Source organism: Caballeronia terrestris, from assembly GCF_001544515.1.
GTDB classification, from domain to species: domain Bacteria; phylum Pseudomonadota; class Gammaproteobacteria; order Burkholderiales; family Burkholderiaceae; genus Caballeronia; species Caballeronia terrestris.
The window spans coordinates 54,452-76,818 of the sequence record NZ_FCOL02000017.1 but is presented as its reverse complement, the minus strand read 5'-3'; the positions used below and the strand labels follow the sequence as shown (position 1 = coordinate 76,818).

21 protein-coding genes are annotated in these 22,367 nt (G+C 62.1%); 13 read left to right on the top strand and 8 right to left on the bottom strand.

From position 1 onward, the window contains the following. Window positions 1-15: 15 nt before the first annotated feature. Together AWB67_RS16400 and AWB67_RS16395 are read right to left on the bottom strand one after the other, a co-directional pair. Window positions 16-801, bottom strand: coding sequence for a CDP-diacylglycerol diphosphatase (locus tag AWB67_RS16400; protein WP_087657354.1), 786 nt, complete (start codon window positions 799-801; stop codon window positions 16-18). Window positions 802-850: 49 nt separating this feature from the next. After that, window positions 851-2,242 carry an aminotransferase-like domain-containing protein gene (locus tag AWB67_RS16395; RefSeq protein ID WP_087657308.1) on the bottom strand — a complete coding sequence of 464 codons (1,392 nt, stop codon included), beginning with the start codon at window positions 2,240-2,242 and terminating at the stop codon, window positions 851-853. Window positions 2,243-2,305: 63 nt separating this feature from the next. Here AWB67_RS16395 and AWB67_RS16390 point away from each other — a divergent pair, with 63 nt between their 5' ends. The 8 genes from AWB67_RS16390 (at window position 2,306) to AWB67_RS16355 (ending at window position 8,354) form a co-directional block, all read left to right on the top strand. Further along, complete coding sequence (locus tag AWB67_RS16390) at window positions 2,306-2,512, top strand: hypothetical protein (RefSeq protein WP_087657307.1); 207 nt, start codon at window positions 2,306-2,308, stop codon at window positions 2,510-2,512. Window positions 2,513-2,647: 135 nt separating this feature from the next. Next, window positions 2,648-3,130, top strand: coding sequence for an MSMEG_0572/Sll0783 family nitrogen starvation response protein (locus tag AWB67_RS16385; RefSeq protein ID WP_087657306.1), 483 nt, complete (start codon window positions 2,648-2,650; stop codon window positions 3,128-3,130). A 26-nt stretch (window positions 3,131-3,156) separates the two neighbouring features. Beyond that, entirely contained in the window at window positions 3,157-4,164 is a 1,008-nt protein-coding gene (locus AWB67_RS16380; RefSeq protein ID WP_087657305.1) for a Nit6803 family nitrilase, read from the top strand. Next, a complete protein-coding gene (locus AWB67_RS16375; RefSeq protein WP_374729825.1) occupies window positions 4,157-5,233 on the top strand; it encodes an MSMEG_0568 family radical SAM protein in 1,077 nt (358 codons plus the stop codon). The genes AWB67_RS16380 and AWB67_RS16375 overlap by 8 nt, the downstream gene beginning before the upstream one ends. A gap of 2 nt (window positions 5,234-5,235) precedes the next feature. Next, entirely contained in the window at window positions 5,236-5,796 is a 561-nt protein-coding gene (locus tag AWB67_RS16370; RefSeq protein WP_087657303.1) for an MSMEG_0567/Sll0786 family nitrogen starvation N-acetyltransferase, read from the top strand. Further along, on the top strand, window positions 5,793-6,761 hold the full coding sequence (locus AWB67_RS16365) for a sll0787 family AIR synthase-like protein (RefSeq protein ID WP_087657302.1): 969 nt from the start codon (window positions 5,793-5,795) through the stop codon (window positions 6,759-6,761). The genes AWB67_RS16370 and AWB67_RS16365 overlap by 4 nt, the downstream gene beginning before the upstream one ends. Window positions 6,762-6,771: 10 nt before the next feature. Further along, a complete protein-coding gene (locus AWB67_RS16360; RefSeq protein WP_087657301.1) occupies window positions 6,772-7,056 on the top strand; it encodes an MSMEG_0570 family nitrogen starvation response protein in 285 nt (94 codons plus the stop codon). 26 nt (window positions 7,057-7,082) lie between these two features. Further along, window positions 7,083-8,354 carry an MSMEG_0569 family flavin-dependent oxidoreductase gene (locus AWB67_RS16355; RefSeq protein WP_087657300.1) on the top strand — a complete coding sequence of 424 codons (1,272 nt, stop codon included), beginning with the start codon at window positions 7,083-7,085 and terminating at the stop codon, window positions 8,352-8,354. A gap of 21 nt (window positions 8,355-8,375) precedes the next feature. Here the strand turns inward: AWB67_RS16355 and AWB67_RS16350 are convergent, their stop codons facing one another. Then, window positions 8,376-9,455, bottom strand: coding sequence for a Fic family protein (locus AWB67_RS16350; RefSeq protein WP_087657353.1), 1,080 nt, complete (start codon window positions 9,453-9,455; stop codon window positions 8,376-8,378). Between the two features lie 397 nt (window positions 9,456-9,852). On the opposite strand from AWB67_RS16350, the gene AWB67_RS16345 reads away from it, so the two are divergent. The 4 genes from AWB67_RS16345 (at window position 9,853) to AWB67_RS16330 (ending at window position 14,186) form a co-directional block, all read left to right on the top strand. Next, the gene (locus AWB67_RS16345) at window positions 9,853-10,722 is read left to right on the top strand and encodes a DUF3034 family protein (protein WP_235025191.1); all 870 of its coding nucleotides are present in this window, start codon (window positions 9,853-9,855) and stop codon (window positions 10,720-10,722) included. Between the two features lie 23 nt (window positions 10,723-10,745). Then, window positions 10,746-11,156 carry a group I truncated hemoglobin gene (locus AWB67_RS16340; RefSeq protein WP_087657352.1) on the top strand — a complete coding sequence of 137 codons (411 nt, stop codon included), beginning with the start codon at window positions 10,746-10,748 and terminating at the stop codon, window positions 11,154-11,156. Window positions 11,157-11,296: 140 nt separating this feature from the next. Beyond that, window positions 11,297-11,860 carry a methylamine utilization protein gene (locus AWB67_RS16335; protein WP_235025190.1) on the top strand — a complete coding sequence of 188 codons (564 nt, stop codon included), beginning with the start codon at window positions 11,297-11,299 and terminating at the stop codon, window positions 11,858-11,860. A gap of 7 nt (window positions 11,861-11,867) precedes the next feature. Then, window positions 11,868-14,186 (top strand): putative bifunctional diguanylate cyclase/phosphodiesterase, encoded by a 2,319-nt coding sequence (locus AWB67_RS16330; protein WP_087657297.1) that lies wholly within the window; start codon window positions 11,868-11,870, stop codon window positions 14,184-14,186. Between the two features lie 7 nt (window positions 14,187-14,193). Here the strand turns inward: AWB67_RS16330 and hydA are convergent, their stop codons facing one another. From hydA to AWB67_RS16305, 5 genes are all read right to left on the bottom strand, one after another. Further along, on the bottom strand, window positions 14,194-15,669 hold the full coding sequence (hydA, locus tag AWB67_RS16325) for a dihydropyrimidinase (protein WP_087657296.1): 1,476 nt from the start codon (window positions 15,667-15,669) through the stop codon (window positions 14,194-14,196). Between the two features lie 28 nt (window positions 15,670-15,697). Further along, the gene (locus AWB67_RS16320) at window positions 15,698-17,209 is read right to left on the bottom strand and encodes an NCS1 family nucleobase:cation symporter-1 (protein ID WP_087657295.1); all 1,512 of its coding nucleotides are present in this window, start codon (window positions 17,207-17,209) and stop codon (window positions 15,698-15,700) included. A 36-nt stretch (window positions 17,210-17,245) separates the two neighbouring features. Next, entirely contained in the window at window positions 17,246-18,532 is a 1,287-nt protein-coding gene (gene preA / locus AWB67_RS16315; RefSeq protein ID WP_087657294.1) for an NAD-dependent dihydropyrimidine dehydrogenase subunit PreA, read from the bottom strand. Between the two features lie 30 nt (window positions 18,533-18,562). Then, window positions 18,563-19,897, bottom strand: coding sequence for an NAD(P)-dependent oxidoreductase (locus AWB67_RS16310; protein WP_087657293.1), 1,335 nt, complete (start codon window positions 19,895-19,897; stop codon window positions 18,563-18,565). Between the two features lie 96 nt (window positions 19,898-19,993). Further along, on the bottom strand, window positions 19,994-21,274 hold the full coding sequence (locus AWB67_RS16305; protein WP_087657292.1) for a Zn-dependent hydrolase: 1,281 nt from the start codon (window positions 21,272-21,274) through the stop codon (window positions 19,994-19,996). 363 nt (window positions 21,275-21,637) lie between these two features. Between AWB67_RS16305 and AWB67_RS16300 the strand changes: the two genes are divergently transcribed. Then, window positions 21,638-22,336, top strand: coding sequence for a TetR/AcrR family transcriptional regulator (locus AWB67_RS16300; protein WP_087657291.1), 699 nt, complete (start codon window positions 21,638-21,640; stop codon window positions 22,334-22,336). The last annotated feature ends 31 nt before the right edge of the window (window positions 22,337-22,367 follow it).

The window sequence follows — 22,367 nt, the reverse complement described above, 5'->3', positions numbered from 1 at the left end:
TTTCATCGCTTCGAGTCATCGAGTGTTCGAGTCGATGACATCGGATTCGCGCGCGATCGCGCACGTGTGATCCTGCAGTTCCTCGGACGACGCCCAGTCGCCCGGCTGGACATGGTCGTTGAGCAGATAGAACGCCGGCGTGCCGTCGCGCAGGACGGCACCCGCGAGCAGCAGCGTCTGCTCGCCCATCACCTGCCCTTCCCGCGCGATATCCGGCGCGAGCACCTTGAAGGGATCGGTGTGAAGGAGGTCGGCGTCGTCGATACGGCGTATGCGATACGCATGCCCCCGCAACAGCACGGGCAGCGTCGTCCACTCGGTGCCGATGCGCGGTCCAACCTCGCGCAAGGTCTTCACGACATCTCGCGCAAGGCAGTCGATATGAATATGCAACTGGTTTTGCGTGCGTCCGTGCGCGGAGTTGATCGCAAGCGACAGCGTGTCGCGCGGCATCTCGCGATGCAGCGCCTGTTCGGTGTAGCGGCGCGCTTCCCAGGCCGCGCGCCAGTAATTGGGCGCATCGGGCATCAGTAGTTCAGGGCTTTCGATCCCGCCGACCCGCGCGGTCGGGATCAGCAGATACTGCGCGATGCCGACCAGGTCCTTCAGCACCGCATAGCCGCCCGCTAGATTCACGTCGATGCATTTCTGCGCGACGTTCGCGCCCTCTGCCGCCGGCACGCAGCTATCGTGGACGATCTCCCAAAGCGCGTTCGGATCGTAGGCGCGCGCGGGCGGCGCGCCGCAAGCGGAGGCGATGGCGACGAACAAAGTCGCGAGCAGGGTCGATGTTTTCTTCATGGCGACCTGCATCGTAGCCGCGTTTCGTGACTTTACGCAGACGCCGCGCTCACATCACCGGCGAATGCAGATGATGCGGATGTTCGAGCGTATCCGCGATCATGCGCAGCGCGTCTTCGCATTCGTCGAGAGTCTTCGGGCCGCCGAGGCATACGCGCACCGCTTCGGGCGGATTGCCGTCGGTGGCGAACGCAGCCGCCGATACCGCGCCGATGCCGCGCGTGCGCAGTTGCATCGCGAGTTCGGACGCCTGCCAGCCGGACTCGTGTGGCACCGGCAGCCACAGGTGGAAGCCGTCGCGGTCGGCATCGAACGGCCAGTCCGACAGCACGCGCGATGCCGCCGCCTGCCGCGCATTCGACTCCGCGCGGATCGCGGCGAGCATGTCGGACGCGGTGCCGTCGACCACCCATTGCGTCGCGAGCAGCACGGTAAACGGGCTTGCCATGACGGTCGTCGCGCGCAATGCGCCGGCGAGATGCTGCGCGCGTCTCGTGTTCGGCGCGCGAATGTACGCGACGCGCAAGCCCGCTCCGAAGGTCTTCGAAAACCCTGTCACGTAGTAAGTGAGATCGGGCGCGAGCGCGGCGAACGCTTCCGGTGGGGCTTCGGGCAACAGGCCGTAGGCGTCGTCCTCGACGATCGGCACGCTGTAGCGCAGCGCGACGTCGGCCAGGGCTTCGCGGCGCTTCGATGAGAGCGTGACGGTGCTCGGGTTCTGGATCGTCGGATTGATGTAGAACGCGCTCGGCTTCTCGGCCTTGCACAGCGCTTCGAATGCATGCGCGAGCGGGCCTTCGTCGTCGCGAGCGAGGGCTTGCAGGCGCACGCCGAGCTGCGCGGCGATCGCCTTGATGCCGGGATACGCGAGCGTGTCGAGACAGATCGTGCCGCCGGGACGCGCGAGCTGCGACACGAGCGCGACCAGCGCGCCGTGGATGCCGGGGCACACGAGCACCTTGTCTTCATCGCATTCTGTGAAACGGCGTTTGAGCCATTGCGTCGCGGCCGCGCGATCCTCGCCGCTGCCGCCGAAGTCCTGATAGCGCAGCAAGCGATACGGATCGCTCGACGCCATCAGCCGCGCCGACGATTCGCGCAGGCGCGACGCGAATTCGGCGGGCTCGGGCGGCATGTTCATCGTCATCTCGACGCTGCTGCCGCCCGCGAGCGGCAACGTCGCCGTGCGACCGCGCACGAAGGTGCCGCTGCCCGCGTGCGAATCGAGCAAACCGCGCTTGCGTGCTTCCGCATACGCACGCGCGACGGTCGTGTAGTTGAGCTGCAACTCCTCGGCGAGATCGCGCAAACCCGGTAAACGATCGCGCGGACGGAGCCTGCCGTTAGCCAGATCGTCTTCTATCAATTCCGGAATCAGCAGATAAGCCGGCTTGCGGCTTTCAGACAGCTTTTTTATCCAGTGATGCGTGACGCTAGCCATGATTTTCATTCCAAATTAAGCACTAGAAAAAACAATATCACGGATAAAACGTCGAAATAAAAAATGATCGCATTGAATGATCGCATGGTATCGGACGACAAGCCGCGCCATGCACAGTTGCCGCGCGCGTCGCACCACGCACGAGCGTTCGCACCGCGACGGATCATCCACATTGGTGCGCAGCCCCGTCCTGCAAGACTCATGGCCAAGCGCGATTTTGAGCCCGTTCAAAATTTTTTCATCGCGGCGATGCACTCACCTTGGAATTGATCGCATGTTGATCGCATTTTAATTAATGACGAATGGCATGGCGGTTGCATTAACTGGCTTGTGTCACTCGCTACTTTGCGCCGCAGCCCGATAAGCGCATCGATTAAATCAGTCCGACAAATTGGAGATTTTAAAATGCCTGCAGTCAATAGACCAATGCATCAGAAAGGCGATTATCTGGTTGATTATGAAGACAAGGTCTTCGAGGACGTGAAGGCCGAACCCGGCGAGAAGGCGCTCGTCACGTTCCATACGGTGGCCTTCGAAGGGTCGATCGGTTTCGTCAACATGCTTCAGGCGACGCGCCTGCAACGCAAGGGCTTCGAGACGTCGGTGCTGCTCTATGGACCGGGCGTCACGCTTGGCCTGCAACGCGGCTTCCCCACGCTCGGCGACGAAGCGTTCCCCGGCCATCTGAACTTCAACAAGCAACTGACGAAGTTCATGGAGGAAGGCGGCAAGGTCTATGCATGCCGCTTCGCATTGCAGGCGCTGTATGGACACGGCGAGGCGTCGCTGATCGAAGGCATCAAGCCGATCAGCCCGCTCGACGTACTCGATATCCAGCTTCTTCATCGCAAGGACAACGCGCTCGTCATTCATACGTGGACGGTGTGAGCCCGTCATCACAACAGGAAGCGACCATGCCCCCAAAACGAATCGTCCGAGCCGCGGCGGTGCAGATCGCGCCGGACTTCGAGCGGCCCGGCGGCACGCTGGAAAAGGTATGCGCCGCCATCGACGAGGCCGCGCGCAAGGGCGTGCAGCTCATCGTGTTCCCCGAGACCTTCGTGCCGTATTACCCGTATTTCTCGTTCGTGCGGCCGCCGGTTGCCTCGGGTGCGGAGCACATGCGGCTCTATGAGGAAGCGGTCGTCGTGCCCGGCCCCGTCACGCAGGCGGTGGCCGAGCGCGCGCGGCGGCACGGCATGGTCGTCGTGCTCGGCGTGAACGAGCGCGATCACGGAAGCCTCTACAACACGCAGCTCATCTTCGATACCGATGGCGAACTGCTACTCAAGCGCCGCAAGATCACGCCGACGTTTCATGAACGTATGATCTGGGGCCAGGGCGATGCGTCAGGGCTAAAAGTCGCGGAGACGCGCATCGCGAAGGTCGGCGCGCTCGCGTGCTGGGAGCACTACAACCCTCTCGCTCGCTACGCGCTGATGACGCAGCACGAGGAAATCCATTGCAGCCAGTTCCCCGGCTCGCTCGTCGGCCCGATCTTCTCGGAGCAGATCGAAGTGACGATCCGGCATCACGCGCTGGAGTCGGGCTGCTTCGTCGTCAACGCGACGGGATGGCTCACCGAGCAGCAGATCGAATCGGTGACGAGCGACCCCAATCTGCAAAAAGCGCTGCGCGGCGGCTGCAACACGGCGATCGTCTCACCCGAAGGACAGCACCTGGCGCCGCCGTTGCGTGAAGGCGAAGGCATGGTGATCGCCGATCTCGACATGTCGCTGATCACGAAGCGCAAACGCATGATGGACTCGGTCGGCCACTACGCGCGGCCCGAGTTGCTGAGCCTCGCGATCAACGACCGGCCCGCAACGACGTCCTCACCGATGACCGATTTTCCTGACGGGAGCATGAACCTTGAACGCCAACGCGAGCATGTCGGCCGCGAGCCGGCAATTGATGACTGAGTTGCAATCGACGGGGCTGCGCCTCGTCGATCCCGCCGCGGGCGCGAGCCTCGCGAGCCGCCGCGGCGGCGCGGGTCCGTCGGATCACAAGGCGGTCACGATCGACGGCGTGACGATCATGGTGCCCGTGCATACAAACACGGCATGGCACTCGCCGTTCGTCGCGTCGACGCCGGATGGCAATGGCACGAGCGCCCTCTTGCGCGGCACGATTCCGATCGCAAACATCAGCTTCCCGAAGACGCCGCGCTTCTACAAGATGCAGACGTTCGACGGCGTGCCGTATTCGCATATCGCGATGTTGCATGGATCAGACGTGCTCGCGACCACGGTTCTGCAAACCTGCATCCGCTATGAAAGCCGCCGCAAGACGTGCAAGTTCTGCGCGATCGGGCAATCGCTCGCGGCGGGCCGCACGATTGCGCGCAAGACGCCCGAGCAACTCGCCGAAGTCGCGCGCGCCGCGGTCCTGCTCGATGGCGTGAAGCACATGGTGCTCACCACAGGCACGCCGCCCACGAGCGACCGTGGCGCGCAGATTCTTTGCGAAAGCGCGTTCGCGATCAAGGCCGCCGTCGACCTGCCGATTCAGGCGCAATGCGAGCCACCCGACGATGACCGCTGGTTTGAACGCATGAAGGCGAGCGGTATCGATACGCTCGGCATGCATCTGGAAGTGGTCACGCCCGCGTTGCGCGCAGACATCATGCCGGGCAAGGCGAGCGTGCCGATCTCGCGCTACATGGAAGCGTTTCGTGCTGCCGTTGGGGTGTTCGGGCGCGGGCAGGTCAGCACGTACATCCTCGCGGGCCTCGGCGACACGGCCGAAGCGATCCTGGCGATCTCGCGCGACCTCGTCGATATCGGTGTGTATCCGTTCGTCGTACCGTTCGTGCCGATCAGCGGCACGCCGCTCGAGGATCACCCCGCGCCCTCGCCCGAGTTCATGAAGTCGGTATTGCATCCGCTCGGCGCGATGGTCTCGCAAGGCGGCATGCGTTCGGGCGACATCAAGGCGGGCTGCGGAAAATGCGGTGCGTGTTCATCCCTTTCATCTTACGAGGCGTGATCATGCTAGCCGATAGCGAAGACCTTGCGACGCTCTACGCGCCCGCTGAATACATCGTTAAATGGACGACGCTGCCCTGGGAAGCAGACGAGGCCTACAAGTTGCGCCGTGCCGTGTTCTGTATCGAGCAAGGCATTTTCATCGGCGACGATCGCGATGAGATCGACGATCGCGCGCAGTTGCTCGTTGCGGTAAGTTGCATCGCGGGGATGCCTGAGCAAGTGGTCGGTACAGTGCGCATTCACGAAGAAGGACCGGGGCTGTGGTTCGGCTCGCGGCTCGCCGTGCATGCTGCGTTCCGTCGTCACGGCAAGCTCGGCGCGACGCTGATTCGCTTGGCGGTAAGCAGCGCGCATGCAATCGGGTGCGAGACGTTCCTCGCGCATGTGCAAAGCCAGAACGCGTCGCTCTTTCATGCGCTTCACTGGACCACGCTCAAGGAAGAAGCGATGCACGGCCGGCCGCATCATCTGATGCAGGCCGACCTCGATTTCTATCCGCCATGCCGGACGCCGCATAGCGGCTTCGTTACGAAGGCGCTGCCTGTGCGGAGTGCCGCATGAGCGTCGCGGAACTCGTCGAGGCGCTGCGCGAAACGCGCGGCTTCAGGCACAAGACGGATATTGCCGATGTCGTAGCGACGCTCGCGCGCCATTTGCCGCGCGGCACGAGTGATCTCGCGCAGGCGGTGGCCGTCGGCGACGACTGCGCGGCCATCGCCGATAGCGACGGTTATCTGCTCTTTGCGATCGAAGGCATGGTCAGCGACTTCGTGCGAGACATGCCGTGGTTCGCGGGCTACAGCAGCGTGATGGTCAACGTAAGCGACGTCTACGCGATGGGCGGCCGGCCGATCGCTGTCGTCGATGCGATGTGGAGCGACGGCATCGGCATGGCCGAGGACGTGCTCGCCGGGATGGCGGCGGCATCGTCGGCATATGGCGTGCCGATCGTCGGCGGACATAGCAACGCACGGAGCGATCACGCGCAACTGGCCGTCGCGATCCTCGGGCGCGCGTCGAAGTTGCTCTCCAGTTTCGATGCAAAGCCCGGCGACGCGTTGATGATGGCCGTCGATATGCGCGGCGCATTCATGGACCCGTATCCGTTCTGGAACGCCTCCGTCGATGCCCCGCCGACGCGCTTGCGCGACGATCTGGAGTTGCTTCCGATTATCGCGGAGAGCGGCCTTTGCCGCGCGGCCAAGGACATCAGCATGGCGGGTGCGTTAGGCACTGCGCTGATGTTGCTCGAATGTTCGCAGGCCGGCGCGACCATAGATCTGGCGCGTATTCCGATGCCGCCCGGTGTCCCCGCATTGCGCTGGCTGAGCGCGTTTCCGAGCTATGGCTTTGTGCTGTCGGTGGCACGTGAGAACGTCGATGCGGTAGAACGGCTCTTCACCGCGCGAGAAATTGCATGTGCAACTATCGGTACCGTCGATGCCTCGCGCGAGGTCGTGCTGCGTCGAGGCGATGATGCCGCCGTGCTATGGAATTTCAACGAACATGCTTTCATCAAACCCTAAGGTAACCACGATGCCCGTCATGCACTTTCGCATCCGATGGCCCGACAGCAAAGAGGACATTTGCTACTCACCATCGACTGTCGTCGGCGATTTCCTCACGCCGGGCACTCACTATCCGCTCGACGATTTCCTGAAACGTGCGCGCGAGGCGCTGGGCGTTGCTTCGGAACGCGTGCGGCAGAAGTACGGCTTCGCGTGCTCATCCGCGATGGACCAGCTCGCGCGCATCGAGATGGAAGCCGAGCGTTTCGCGAGCGATCCGCATGCGAAGGTTCTGGTGATCGACCTCAGCTAATTTCAATCTCAAGGCAAGGACGCATCATGTCGCAGACATCGAATCATTACAGCGTGATCGTCGTGGGCGGCGGTCAAGCGGGGCTTTCGCTCAGCTATTACCTTAAGCAGGCAGGCATCGATCATCTCGTGCTCGAAAAGAATACGGTCACGCACACATGGCGCACGCAGCGCTGGGACGCATTCTGCCTCGTCACGCCCAACTGGCAATGCGCGCTGCCGGGCTATCCGTATCGCGGCGACGATCCGCATGGTTTCATGAAGAAGGATGAAATAATCGCGTATCTCGATGGCTTCATCGAGATGGTCGAAGCTCCCGTGCTCGAACATACGGAAGTGCGGCGCGTAAGCTCGACGGATGATGGCGGGTTCGCCGTTTCGACGTCGCAAGGTACGTTCACCGCCGATCAGATCGTGGTCGCATCGGGCGGCTATCACACGCCGATCGTGCCGCGCATGGCCGAGCGCCTGCCCACTTCGATCGTGCAGATGCAATCGTCGGAGTATCGCGACCCGGAAGCATTGCCGGACGGTGCGGTGCTGGTCGTCGGATCCGGGCAATCGGGCGCGCAGATCGCAGAGGACCTGCACCTCGCAGGACGCAAGGTCGTGCTCGCGGTGGGCGAAGCGCCGCGCTGTGCGCGCTTTTATCGCGGACGCGATGTCGTCGATTGGCTCGCGGACATGAAGTATTACGACATGCCCGTCGATCAGCATCCGTTGCGCGAAGGCGTGCGCGACAACACGAATCACTATGTAACCGGCCGCGATGGCGGACGCGATATCGATCTGCGCCGCTTCGCTTCTGAAGGTATGGAACTCTACGGAAGGCTTGAGGATTTGCAGGACGGCGTGCTTCACTTCGCGCCGAATCTCGCAGCGAATCTCGATAGCGCCGACGGCGTTTATAACCGCATTAACGCGGGCATCGATGCATTCATCGAAAAGAACGGGATCGATGCGGAAGGCGGTGGTGTTTATGAGCCGCTATGGCGGCCGGATAGAGAACGCACGACGCTTGAGCTTCAAGGCAGCGGCATCGGCTCGATCGTGTGGTGCATCGGGTTCACGCCGGACTTCAGTTGGCTCGATGCGCCGGTGTTCAATGGCCGCGGCTATCCGGCGCATCGGCGCGGCGTGACGCAGTTTCCAGGGCTTTACTTCTTGGGACTGCCGTGGCTTCACACATGGGGATCGGGGCGCTTCTCAGGCATCGCGCGCGACGCCGAGCATATCGTCAAGACGATTTGCTCGACGCGGGAAGCAAGGGCCGTTTCGGTGGATGCGTTGACGGCTTGAGCAACTATCGCTACCGGACCCTCATTCAAGATCGACTTCGGGCCATAGCCGGGGAAACAAAAAGCGCAGGCTTTTCAGCGGCAACGCGAATGAAAGCGGGTCCTTATGCGAGGCGGATTGCAACACGCCGAAGTCGAGCAGGCTGCGCGTGATGCGGCGGACCGTCGCCTCGCTCTCTCCGATGATCTGCCCAAATTCCGCTCGCGACAGCGGACGCAAGAGCGCTACCGTCTCGAGCGCGAGCAACACCTTGTCAGGCTTCACGATGGATTTGTCCGAGCCTATCCGCCAGGGATTCGCGTCGAGATAGATCAGCAGGTCGCGTAGCCGCGAGCGGACTCCATCGAACGCCATCATCCCGAGCATGAAATTGACCTGATCGAGACAGCAGTCGAGGAAGTAGTGAACGAACTTCACCAGTTCCTCTTGCGATAAGTTGCCGCGACCGTCGAGTTCGTTCCTGCGCCGCTGATCAGCCGCAGCAAGCCGAGCGTAGTATTCGTCGCGAGTACGCGCGAATCCGCGCAGCGGCGACCAAAGTCCGTCGGTCAAGCCCAGTGCGCGCAGCGTCAAGTGTGAATGCAGGCGGGAAACGCGCCCGTTCCCATCGATGAACGGATGCACCCACGCGAGGCGCTGATGCGAACAAGCCGTCGCGATGAGTTTAAGTTCCGAGCCTTTCACGCGCTTGTATCGCTTGCCCCACTCGTTCAACAGCGCCGGAATCAGGTCCGCTTCGGGCGCAAGATGGTTGCCAACCTTGACCATCTCTTCTCTGAAGGCGCCCGGGATGATCGGCTGCTGTTCGGACGTGATGCAGTACTCGTCGGGCAGATTCGCAAAGAACAGCCGATGGATGGCGGTGACTTTTTCGGCAGCGAATAGTTCTTCTGCACGCAAATCACTCCACTCCGATTCGAGTGCCTCTTCTGCCCGGATATGCGCAATCGCTGCGAACTGCTTGTCCCGGTCGCCTGAATCCGGCGAGTAGTGCGTCTCTAGCGCCTGTTCGATACTGACAGGCGTGGCGTGTTGTCCCTCGATCTTGTTCGAGTAATACGAGTTCATGTTGCGCAACAGCGGCGTCATAGCGGTCGCCATCGGGCCGTGCTCTTTTGCGAGAAGTGCGCGCGACTTGGTGGTGAGATCGGATGCTTTGTCGATCAACGGACCAAGTACGCGAGGCTGCGCAACCGCGACCGGCGGGAATAGCGGTGCTCGTCGGGTGGTTTGTAGGGTTTCGTGTAGGGATTATCGCGTTATTATTCTAATGTGAATCAGATATTTATCAAATCTATTCGATGGTTAAATGTAGGGTTCATTCTCGGGGTGTACGAACGGGCTCGGCAGCTCCTCTTGCCAACAGCTTTTCCTTGACAAATCACAGCTACCCTCAAGTCCCCCTCCCCCGCCGCCGTAAACAAGGAAGCCCAGGCCGAGAGCGCCTGAAATCGCTTCAACCCGCCCAAGCATGCGTTCAAGAACGAAAAGCACCCGAGTGGCCGTAGCCACCGCCGCACTATTGTCGACCTCCGTCCCCGCCTTCGCCGATGTCCCCGACGTCCCCGTCACCGGCGGCAAGCTGCTGCTCACCGGCGGCGTTTCCGAAGTGGAAGGCGCGGCGGGCGGCGGCCTCACGCCGTGGGCCGTGATCGGCGGCTATGGCACGGCCGGCCAGTTCGGCGGAAACGCACACGGCACGTATGTGCGCACGCAAGATTTCGCGCTGTCCACCTACGGCGTCGCTGTCGGCGTCGCGAATCGCGTCGAGCTTTCGCTCGCGCGCCAGACTTTCGATACCCGCGACGCTGGTGCGCAGCTCGGCCTCGGTTCGAACTTCAAGTTCAACCAGAACATCTTCGGCGTGAAAGTGCGCGTCCTCGGCGACGCCGTGCTCGATCAGGACACGTGGCTGCCGCAAGTATCGGCGGGCATCCAGTTCAAGCACAACGAACAGGGCGACGTCGTGAAGGCCGTCGGCGCGGCGAGCAACTCCGGCACCGACTTCTATCTCTCAGCGACGAAACTTCTGCTCGCCCAAAGCCTTCTGCTCAACGGCACCTTGCGCTTCACGAAGGCAAACCAGTTCGGCTTGCTCGGCTTCGGCGGCGACAAGTCCAACAACTATCACGCCGAGTTCGAAACCTCGCTGGCGTACATGCTTTCGAAGAACGTCGTGATCGGCGCCGAGTATCGCACCAAGCCGGACAACCTCAGCTTCGCGCGCGAACAGAACGCCTACGATGCATTCGTCGCATGGGCGCCGAACAAGCACGTCTCGCTGACCGCCGCCTATGTCGCGCTGGGCGACATCGCGACGATCAAGAATCAGCGCGGTCTCTATGTCTCTCTTCAGGCGGGGTTCTGATGCAATCGTTTCTTGGTCACGCCATGAAAGCAGCACTGCTATTCGCGGCGATCTTCAGCGCCAGCGCGCACGCCGACGATGCACTCTATCGCGAGTTCGGCGAGAAACCCGGCCTCGCGAAAATCGTCGACGATCTCTACGACAACGTACTCGCCGATCCACGCACGCAGCCCTACTTCGAAGACGCGCCGATAAAGCGCATCAAGCAGAAGCTCGTCGAGCAGTTCTGCGTGCTGCTCGACGGCCCATGCGAATACACGGGCCGCACGATGAAGCGAACTCACGAGGGGCAGAACATCGATCGTGCGGCATTCAATGCGCTTGTCGAGGATTTGCAAAAAGCGATGGACAAGAACGGCGTGCCCTTCCATTCGCAAAACAAGCTGCTGGCGAAGCTCGCGCCGATGTATCGCGACGTGCAGGACAGGGAATAAGAACAGGCGCCTCAAGTTCGAGATACGGCTGCCGTTATTAGCACTTGCGTGCGCATATCGCGTGCGACGAGCACAATAGAACTTACCCAATGCGATTCAGCACAACCGTATTCGCAGCACTATTTTGCTGCTTATCGAGCGTGACCACACTCGACGCTAGCGCCACAAGCGTGCGTGTGCAGGTGGTCGATCAGGCGGGCGCGGCCGTCAGCGACGCAGTCGTCTACGCGATGCCCGTCAGCGGCAAGCTGCCGCCCGCAAAACCGGCAGGCGCCATCATCGATCAGGTGAAGCGGAAATTCGTGCCGCTCGTCTCCGTCGTGCAGACGGGCGCGTCGGTCACGTTTCCGAACAAGGACAACATCGAGCACGACGTCTATTCGTTCTCGCCGCCCAAGCGCTTCGAGTTGAACCTGTATCACGGCATTCCCGCGAGCCCCATCGTCTTCGACAAGCCCGGCCTCGTCGTGATGGGCTGCAACATCCACGACTCGATGCTCGCGTACCTGCTGATCGTCGATACGCCCTGGTTCGCCAAGACCGATGCGAGCGGTCGCGCAAGCATCGACAATCTTCCCGCCGATAACTACCGCGTCGTCGCGTGGCACCATCGCCTGAGCGATCCGAACGCGCAGCCGTCGCAAAAGATCGGCGCCGGCACGGACGACGCCGGCAAAATCACGTTGCAGTTGAAGGCCGAGTAAGCGCGCCATGCGACTCCACAGCCTGCGTGCGCGGATCACACTCGTCTTCGTCCTGCTGATGCTCGCGGCCCAGGCGGCTGCGTTTGTCGTCATCAATTCGGTGATCACGTCGATCGCGCATCGAAATGCGGACGAGCAGTTGGCCGTTGCCCAGCGCGTGTTCAAACAGGTCCTGCGCTCGAACAGCGAAATGCTGACGCAGGCCGCAGGCGTCGTCGCGGCGGACTTCGGCTTTCGGCAGGCCATCGCCTCGCATGACGAGAAGACCGTCGCATCGGCGCTCGCGAATCACGGCGACCGTGTTCATGCGGACATCGTGATGCTCGCGGACCTCGACGGCAAGCTGATTGCCGATAGCAGCGGCCCCGTCCACGCGGGCATGGCCTTCCCGTTTCCGAAACTGCTGCATGCGGTGGAACGCAACGGCGACGCTTCGACTATCGGAATGATCGACGGCAAGCCGTATCAGATCGTCGCGGTGCCGATCAAGGCGCCGCTCGTCATCGCCTGGGTCGCGATGGGCTTTCTCATCGACGACAGCATGGCAAGCGACATGAGCAGTCTGACCGCACTCGATGTCTCGTTCCTCGACGGTCACGCCGATGGTCGATGGAGCGTGCTCGCCAGTTCGTTGCCAGCAGCGGCGAGGCGTACGATGCAAAACGCATCCACGCTCTCCGACGACAACTACGCGACGCGCCTCGTCAAGCTGCAATCCGATGGCGAGCCCATCGCCGTGATGTTGCAGCGATCGTTGAGCGAAGCGATGGCGCCGTTCCATCGCCTGCAAAGCACGCTGCTGCTGATTACGCTCGCGGGCGTGCTGATATCGATCATCGGCAGCATGTTCACCGCACGCAGCGTCACGCGCCCGATCGCGGCGCTCACGCAATTCTCGCGACGTATCGGACAAGGCGATTACGCGGAACCGATCGACGTGACTCATCAAGACGAGATCGGTGAACTCGCGAGCGCGTTCAATCAAATGCAGGAAGGTATTGCGGAGCGCGAGCAGCGCATTACCGAACTCGCCTACATGGACCGCCTGACGAGCCTGCCGAATCGCGCGCTCTTCAACGATCGGCTGCAACAGGCGATCGGTGTCGCGTTGCGTGCGGAGCATCCGTTGTCCGTCATGATGATGGACCTCGACCGTTTCAAGTACGTGAACGACACGCTAGGCCATCCGATCGGCGACCTGCTGCTGTGCGAAGTTGCGAAGCGCCTGCGCGGTGCGCTTCATCGCAGCACGGACACGGTCGCGCGCTTGGGCGGCGACGAGTTCGCGGTCCTGCTGCCGACCGACGACACCGACGCCGCGAAGCTCATCGCCAATCGCATGCTGAAGGCGCTCGAAGAGCCGATCACGATCGAGGGGCAACTCGTCGACGTGGGCGCGAGCATCGGGATCGTGACGTGTCCGCACAACGGTGAGGACATGAACGTGCTGCTGCGCCGTGCGGACATCGCGATGTATGTCGCCAAGCGCACGAATACAGGTTACGCGCTCTACGACGAAAAGCACGACCAGAACAGCGCCGAGCGCCTCTCGCTGATGAGCGAATTGCGCCAGGCCGTCGAGCACGATCAGTTGACGCTCTACTATCAACCGAAGGTCGATCTGTGCACGCAGAAGGTGAAGTACGTCGAGGCGCTGGTTCGCTGGGACCATCCGACGCGCGGCTTCGTCGCGCCCGATCAGTTCATTCCGTTTGCCGAGCAGACCGGCTACATCAAGACGATTTCGCGCTGGGTGGCCGACAAGGCCATCCGCCAATGTGCGCTGTGGCATGAGCAAGGGCTCGAACTCGCGGTGTCGGTGAACGTGTCCGCGCGCGAACTGATCCAGTCATCGTTGCCGGATACCTTTAGCGCGCTCTTGCGGAAGTACGGCGTGGCGCCCGAGTGGATATGGATCGAGATCACCGAAAGCGCGATCATGGACGATCCGAATCACGCGATCGAAACGCTCGACCGTCTGCACGCGTTGGGTATTCGCCTGTCCATCGACGACTTCGGCACGGGCTATTCGTCACTCGCGTATCTGAAGCGCATGCCCGTCGACGAGATCAAGATCGACAAGTCCTTCGTGATGGGCATGTTCGACCACAAGGACGACGAGACCATCGTCCGCTCGACGATCGACCTCGGCCACAACATGGGCCTGAAGGTCGTCGCCGAGGGCGTCGAGACGGAAGAGATGCTGATGCGGCTCAAGGACCTGCGCTGCGATCTCGCACAGGGTTACCACTTGAGCCGCCCGCTGCCACCCGAGAAGCTCGAAGCGTGGCTGCACAAGTGGCAGGAATCGGCTGAGGCGGCTTGAGTTTCGATCAAGCCGTTCGCGCCTTGTCCCCCTCGCGCTCGACGGGATGCGGCTCCTTCAATTTGTTCGCAACGCGCGTCGCCTCGAAGTAGCCTGGGTTTGGCGGACGCTTCAAATATTGACCCGCGCCTCGAACCGCTCGCAGGTCGCCATTGGCCCACGCGAGTGCGCCACGCGTAAGCGTATGCGTCGCGACGCCCTGCACAGTCATGCCTTCGAACACGTTAAAGTCCACTTTCTGGTGATGCGACTTCACCGAGATCGTCTTGCTCGCCGCCGGGTCCCACACGACGAGATCCGCGTCCGCGCCGACCTGCACCGCACCCTTGCGCGGATATAGATTGAAAATCTGGGCCGCATTGGTCGACGTGACGCGCACGAATTCGTTCGGCGTGAGACGCCCCTTGTTCACGCCGTGATGCCACAGCACGGACATGCGATCTTCCACGCCGCCGCAACCGTTCGGGATCTTCGTGAAGTCCTCGCGGCCCATCGCCTTTTGCGATGCGCAGAACACGCAGTGATCGGTGGCTGTCGTGTGAAGCTGCCCCGATTGCAACCCGCGCCACAGCGCCTCGCGATGTTCGCTCGATCGGAACGGCGGGCTCATCACGTGCGCGGCGGCGCGCGTCCAGTCCGGATCGCGATACACCGATTCGTCGATGACGAGATGCCCTGGCAGTACTTCGCCGAACACGCGCTGGCCCTCGTTGCGTGCCCGCGCGATCACGTCGACGGCATCCTTCGACGATACATGCACGATGTAGATGGGCACGCCGAGCACTTGCGCGATGCGGATCGCGCGATTGGCCGCTTCGCCTTCGACTTCCGGCGGCCGCGACAACGGATGCGCCTCGGGGCCGGTGAAGCCGCGCGCAAGTAGTTGCTTCTGCAACTGAAATACGAGCTCGCCGTTTTCCGCATGCACGGTCGGCAGCGCGCCGAGTTCGAGCGAGCGCGTGAAGCTGTTCACCAGCACTTCGTCGTCGGCCATGATTGCGTTCTTGTAGGCCATGAAGTGCTTGAAGCTCGATACGCCGTGCTCATGCACGAGCGTGCCCATATCGCGATGCACCGATTCATCCCACCACGTCACCGCGACGTGAAAGCCGTAATCCGCCGACGCCTTCTCGGCCCAGCCGCGCCATTCCTTGAAGGCCTGCATCAGCGGCTGCTTCGGGCTCGGGATCACGAAGTCGATGATGCTCGTCGTGCCGCCCGAGAGACCCGCTGCGGTGCCCGTATAGAAGTCGTCGCTTGCGGTCGTGCCCATGAAGGGCAACTCCATGTGCGTGTGCGGATCGATGCCGCCGGGCATCACGTACTGCCCGCCCGCATCGACAATCTGCGTGCCGGCCGGCGCTTCCAGATCAGTGCCGATGGCGAGGATCGTGCCGCCGTCTTTCGGGTCCGCGCACAGCACGTCGGCGCGATAGGTGCGATCGGCGTCGATGACCGTGCCGCCGCGAATCAGGATCGTCATGTTGCTGTCTCCCTTGCAAAACTGTTGATCATGCACTCGCCACGCGCGCGCTCGGGCTCTTGCGCGCCTTCATCCAGACGCCATAGACGACCGATGCCAGCGCAAGTCCCACGAACCATGCGTACGTGTAGAGCGTGTTGAAGAATGCGGGCACGTTCGGAAACGCGGCTGGAAATGCTGTGTGCAGAAAGCCCGGCAGGTTCGGCAACACGCCGATCACGAGCGCGACGACCGCCGCGATGTTCCAGCCACCCGTATAGCTGTATTCGCCGTTCTCATCGAAGAGTTCGCGATGCGAGAGGCGCGTGCCGCGTATCAGGAAGTAATCGACCATCAGAATGCCGGCGACTGGACCCAGCAACGCCGAGTATCCAACGAGCCACGTGAAGATATAGCCCTGCGTGGTCGCGAGAATCTTCCACGGCATCATCACGATCGCGATGGTCGCGGTGATCATGCCGCCCGCGCGATACGAAATCCCCTTCGGCCACAGGCTCGAAAAATCGTATGCGGGACCGACGAGATTCGCCGCGAGATTGCAGCACATCGTATCGAGCGTGAGGATGATGAGCGCGACGCCCACGCCGATGCCCGTCATGCGGCTCGTGAGGTCGATCGGGTCCCAGATCGCCTTGCCGTAGATCACGACCGTCGCCGACGTGACGACCACCGAAATCACCGAGAGCAGCGCCATCGGTGCAGGCAGGCCGATCGTCTGGCCGATCACCTGGTCGCGCTGCGAGCGGGCGAAACGCGTGAAGTCGGGGATGTTCAGCGCGAGTGTCGCCCAGAAGCCGACCATCGCGGTCAGGCCCGGCCAGAACGTGGCCCAGAACAGGCCCTCCTTCTTGCCGCCCGCGACGAACTGCGAAGGCGCCGACAGCATCGAGCCCAGGCCGCCCGCCTTGGACGTCGCCCACCAGACGAGCGCGATGCACATCACGACCTTGATCGGCGCGGACCAGCTTTCGAGCCAGCGGATCGAATCGGTGCCATGCACGATGAAGTAGATCTGCAGCGCCCAGAACACGAGGAAGCACGCAAGCTGGCCGATCGAGATGTCGAGGAAAGGCAGCGCCGCGCCATGCAGCGCGTTACCGGTGAGAATGTTCAGGAGCGTATAGATCGCGCTACCGCCGAGCCACGTCTGAATGCCGTACCAGCCGCACGCGACGATCGCACGCAGCATCGCGGGCAGCTTCGCGCCCTGCGTGCCGAACGACGACCGCACGAGCACCGCATACGGTATGCCGTGCTTGGCGCCCGCGTGACCGATGAGGAGCATCGGCACGAGCACGATCAGGTTGCCGAGCAGCACGGTGACGACGGCCTGCCACGGCGACATACCCTCTTCCGTGAGCCCGGCCGCAAGCATGTACGACGCGATGTTCATCACCATGCCGACCCACAGTGCCGCGAAGTGATACCACTTCCACGTACGTTGGGCGGGACCGGTCGGCGCGAGATCGTCGTTATAGAGGCTGCTGTCCTGTGCGCCCGCCGCGAAGCTGGGATCGACGGAATGCGCTTTCTGGTTCATCGGTGCATCTCCACGAGAAATGTTGCGTGAACGTTCTTAGGCGGCCTTCGCGGGCTCTTCCACTTCGACGCGTGAAGGGTTGTTCGGATGCGTGGTCCAGTTCGCATACTCGCCGGCGTCCACACGCTCCATCGTGATGCATTGCTCGACCGGGCATACGTGCATGCACAGATTGCACCCGACGCATTCCGAGTCCACCACTTCAAAATGACGCACGCCATCTTTTTCGCGCGTGATCGCCTGGTGCGAAGTATCCTCGCATGCGATGTGGCACAGGCCGCACTGGATGCACTTGTCCTGATCGATGCGCGCCTTAATGTCGTATTTCAGATTGAGGTACTTCCAGTCGGTGACGTTCGGCACGGCGCGGCCGCGAATGTCGTCGAGCGTCGCGTAGCCCTTCTCGTCCATCCAGTTCGAAAGGCCATCGGCAAGATCGGACACGATGCGAAAGCCGTAGTGCATCGCAGCCGTGCACACCTGCACGCTGCCCGCGCCGAGCACGATGAACTCCGCCGCGTCGCGCCAGTTCGTGATGCCGCCGATGCCCGATATCGGCAGATTCGGCGTCTCTTGATCGCGTGCGATTTCGGCGACCATGTTGAGCGCGATTGGCTTCACAGCGGGACCGCAATAGCCGCCGTGCGTGCCCTTTCCGTCGACGGTGGGCATCGGTGCCATTTCATCCAGATCGACCGCGACGATCGAGTTGATCGTGTTGATGAGCGACACGCCGTCCGCACCGCCCTTGTAAGCGGCACGCGAGCCGACACGAATGTCGCTGATGTTCGGCGTGAGCTTCACGAGGCAAGGCAGCTTCGAGCTTTCCTTGACCCAGCGCGTGACCATCTCGACATACTCCGGCACTTGCCCGACCGCCGCGCCCATGCCGCGTTCGCTCATGCCATGCGGGCAACCGAAGTTGAGTTCGACCGCGTCGGCGCCGGTGTCTTCGACGAGCGGCAAAATCCACTTCCAGTCAGCCTCGTTACAGGGCACCATCAACGAGACGATCAGCGCGCGGTCCGGCCAGTCGCGTTTGACTTGAGCGATCTCGCGCAAATTCACGTCGAGCGGACGATCGGTGATCAGTTCGATGTTGTTGAGCCCCGCCATGCGCTGCCCGTTCCACTGCACCGCGCCATAGCGCGAGCTGACGTTCACCACATGCGGGTCGAGGCCCAGCGTTTTCCATACGACGCCGCCCCAGCCCGCTTCGAATGCGCGGTTGACGTTGTACGCTTTGTCGGTCGGCGGCGCGGACGCGAGCCAGAAAGGGTTCGGCGAGTTGATGCCTGCAATCGTGCAGCGTAGGTCGGCCATGTGGGGCTCCTTATCCTGGGGTCTTGTTGGTCAGGCGGCTTTGATGGCGGTCAGCGCGAACGATGCATCGATCGATGCCGCTGCGAGCTTGCCGTCCTGTACCGCTTGCACCGTGAGGTCGAGTCCTTCGTGCGTCGCGCAGTCGCCGCCGGCCCAGACGTTTGCGAGCGTCGTCTGACGGTTTTCATCGGTGGCGATGCGGTTGCCTTCGAGGGTCAGCAGTTCGTGATCGAGTCCGATCGGTACCAGTGTCTGGCCAATTGCTTTTAACACCATGTCCGCTTCGATCGTGAAGCGTTCCTGGCCCCGTTCGAATTCGACGCCGCTCACTTGTCCGTCGATGCCGACCATGCGCACCGGCTTCGCGTGAGTGACAAGCGTCACGCCGTTCATCTGCGCGAATTCGCGTTCGGCCCACGTCGCGCTCATGTGCTCGACGCCGCGCCGATACACCATCGTCACCGACATCGCCCCGATCTTGTGGCTCTGCACCGCTGCATCGACGGCCGTATTGCCGCCGCCGATCACCACCACGCGACGGCCCACGGGCACGGTCGCGAGATCGTCGGCCTGGCGAACTTGCTCGATGAAATCGACCGCGTTCATCACGCCGCCAAGCGCTTCGCCTTCGAGCGCGAGCGCACGCACGCCACCGAGACCGGTCGCGAGGAACACGGCGTCGTATTGCTTGCGAAGCTCGTCGAGCGTCACATCGCGTCCAAGCATCACGCCCGTCTTCAACTCGATGCCACCGATCGAATACAGCCACTCGACCTCGCGCTGCGCGAAGTCCTCAACGGTCTTGTATGCCGCGATGCCGTATTCGTTGAGGCCACCGGGCTTTGCACGCGCATCGAAAATTGTTGCGCGATGGCCTGCGAGTGCCAAGCGATGCGCGCACGCAAGACCCGCAGGTCCCGCACCGACGACCGCGATATGCCGCCCCGTGTCCGCAGCGCGCTTGAAGAGCGGTTCGCCGCGCGCCATCGCCCAGTCGGTCGCATGACGCTGAAGCGCGCCGATCGCGACGGGCTTGTCGTCCTGGTGATTGCGCACGCAGGCGCCTTCGCAAAGAATCTCGGTCGGGCAGACACGCGCGCACATGCCGCCCAGCGGATTCGCCGACAGAATATCGACGGCCGCGCCCTTCAGGTTGCCGTTGCCGATCTTGCGGATAAAGCTCGGAATATCGATCGACGTCGGGCACGCCTGTATGCAAGGCGCGTCGTAGCAGTAGTGACAGCGGCTCGATGCAGCGGCGGCGGCGGTCGCGTCGAGCAAGGGCGCGACGTCCGAGAATTCGCACGCAAGCTGTTCTTGCGAAAGGCGATGCGCCGCGATATCGCCGGTTTGCTTCATGGTCATACGCGTTCCTTCGTCAAAGTGAAGACGTAGCCGTGCCCGCCGGCTTCACATGAAGGCGAAGCCGGGACGGCGTTGCAGATTCAAATTCGACAGACGTTACGAAGCTGGTTCCGAAGCTCGCTCCAGCATCGCGTGAAGCAGGACGTTCGCGCCCGCCTCGATCCATTCCTGCGAGGCGTCCTCGATTTCGTTATGACTGATGCCATCGACGCAAGGCACGAAGACCATGGACGTCGGCGCGACTTGCGACAGGTAGCACGCATCGTGTCCCGCACCCGACACCATGTCGCGATGCGAATACCCAAAACGCTCGGCCGCGGCACGCACGGACTTTACGCATGCTGCATCGAACGCAACGGGCTCGTAATAGAAGATTTGTTCGAGCTCTGTTTCGAGTCCGATCCCACCCGCGATGCGCGCGACGCCTTCGCGCAACGCGGCGTCCATTTGCGCGAGCACGGCGTCCTCTGGATGACGGAAGTCGACGGTGAAGAACACGCGGCCCGGAATCACGTTGCGCGAGTTCGGATAGACCTGCATCATGCCGACCGTCGCGCATGCGAGCGGAGCATGATCGAGACCGATGCGGTTGACGAGATCGACCACGCGCGAAGCGCCAAGCAGCGCGTCCTTGCGACGCGGCATCGGCGTGGGGCCCGCATGCGCTTCCTGGCCCGTCAGCGTGATCTCGTACCAGCGCTGGCCTTGCGCATCGGTGACGACACCAATCGTCTTGTTCTCTGCTTCGAGAATGGGGCCCTGCTCGATATGCAGTTCGAATGCGGCATGCAGTTGACGCCCACCGCAAAGCACGTCGCCCGCGTAACCGATGCGCTTCAGTTCTTCACCGATCGTCTTGCCGTCGACATCCTTGCGCGAGAGGCCATAGTCGAGCGTGAACACGCCCGCGAATACGCCCGATGCAACCATCGCCGGCGCGAAGCGCGAGCCTTCCTCATTGGTCCAGATCACGACTTCGACCGGATGCTCGGTATCGATCGCGTGATCGTTGAGCGTGCGGATCACTTCGAGTCCGCCGAGTACGCCATAGATGCCGTCGAAGCGGCCGCCTGTCGGCTGCGAGTCCGCATGCGAGCCGGTCATCACGGGAAGCGCATCAGGATTGCGTCCCGCGCGGCGCATGAACACGTTGCCCATCTGATCCACGTTGACCGTGCAGCCCGCCTCCTTCGCCCAGCTCACGATGAGGTCGCGCCCTTCCTTGTCGAGATCGGTTAGCGCGAGACGGCAGACGCCACCTTTGGGCGTGGCGCCGATCTTCGCCATCGTCATCAGGCTGTCCCACAGCCGCTGACCGTTCACCTTGATCGATGTATCGAGTCCAGTCAATCCGATTGCATCCGTTACCGCGTCCATCGGCTCGCTCCTTCAATCGTATGTGAGTGACATGTGGTGCATCCGCGTAGCGTTCTGGGGCGCTCATGCACGCTTCCCCATATTTACGCACGTACCCGGTGCACGTTTTTTCTTTCTAAGGGATGATCCTGATGCTGTACTTCGCTGCGTCGCGAATCCTGTCCGACTGGACAGGTTGTAGCCGATTAAAATAAGCAAATCAATGTCTTTCGTGTGCTGCAATACAGAGCGAGAAGCGTGCCATTGCGATGCAGCATGGCGCTTCAGGACAGCACCATTCGCGATTAAGCAAACGATTTAGCGAGTGGCCGGAGCAAGGCAAACCAAGCGCGACGCGGCATTCAAGGCGCGCCAAGGCTAACGATGAAACACGACGAAGCGGCAACGGGCAATCCGGAAACCGACAATGCGCAAGCACCTTTGCGGCGGCGCAAGGCACATATCCGCGAGATGAACGAAGCGCAGCTTTTAGCGTGCGCCGAAGCGGTTTTTGCGGAACGCGGACTGGAGGGCGCAAGCACCGCGATGATCGCCGAGCGTGCGGGCTTGCCCAAAGCCAACTTGCATTACTACTTCCCTACTAAGCTGGCGCTGTATCGGCGAGTGCTCGAAGATCTGTTCGAAGACTGGCATCGCGCGGCGGATACGTTCGAATGCAGCGACGACCCGGTCGAAGCGATCGGCGGCTATGTGCGCGCGAAGATGGATCTGTCGAGGCGTCGGCCGTTAGGGTCGAAGGTGTGGGCGAGCGAGATCATCCACGGCGCGGAACACATGCAGGATATTCTCAAGGAACGCGTCAAGCCGTGGCTCGATTCGCGCGTGAAGGTGATCGAAAGCTGGATCGTGCGCGGACTGTTGGCGCCGACCGACCCCGAGACGCTGATGTTCATGATCTGGGCGACGACGCAGCATTACGCCGATTTTGATGCGCAAATCATCGCGCTCAAGGGCAAGCGCGCGCTGACGCAAAAAGCCTTCGATGCCGCCACGGAAGATGTCGTGCGGCTGGTCATTCGTGCTTGCGGCGCGGTGTCGCCATCCGATACCGCGCCCAAATAAAAATCGCCCGCCGCTTTGCAGCGGCAGGCGA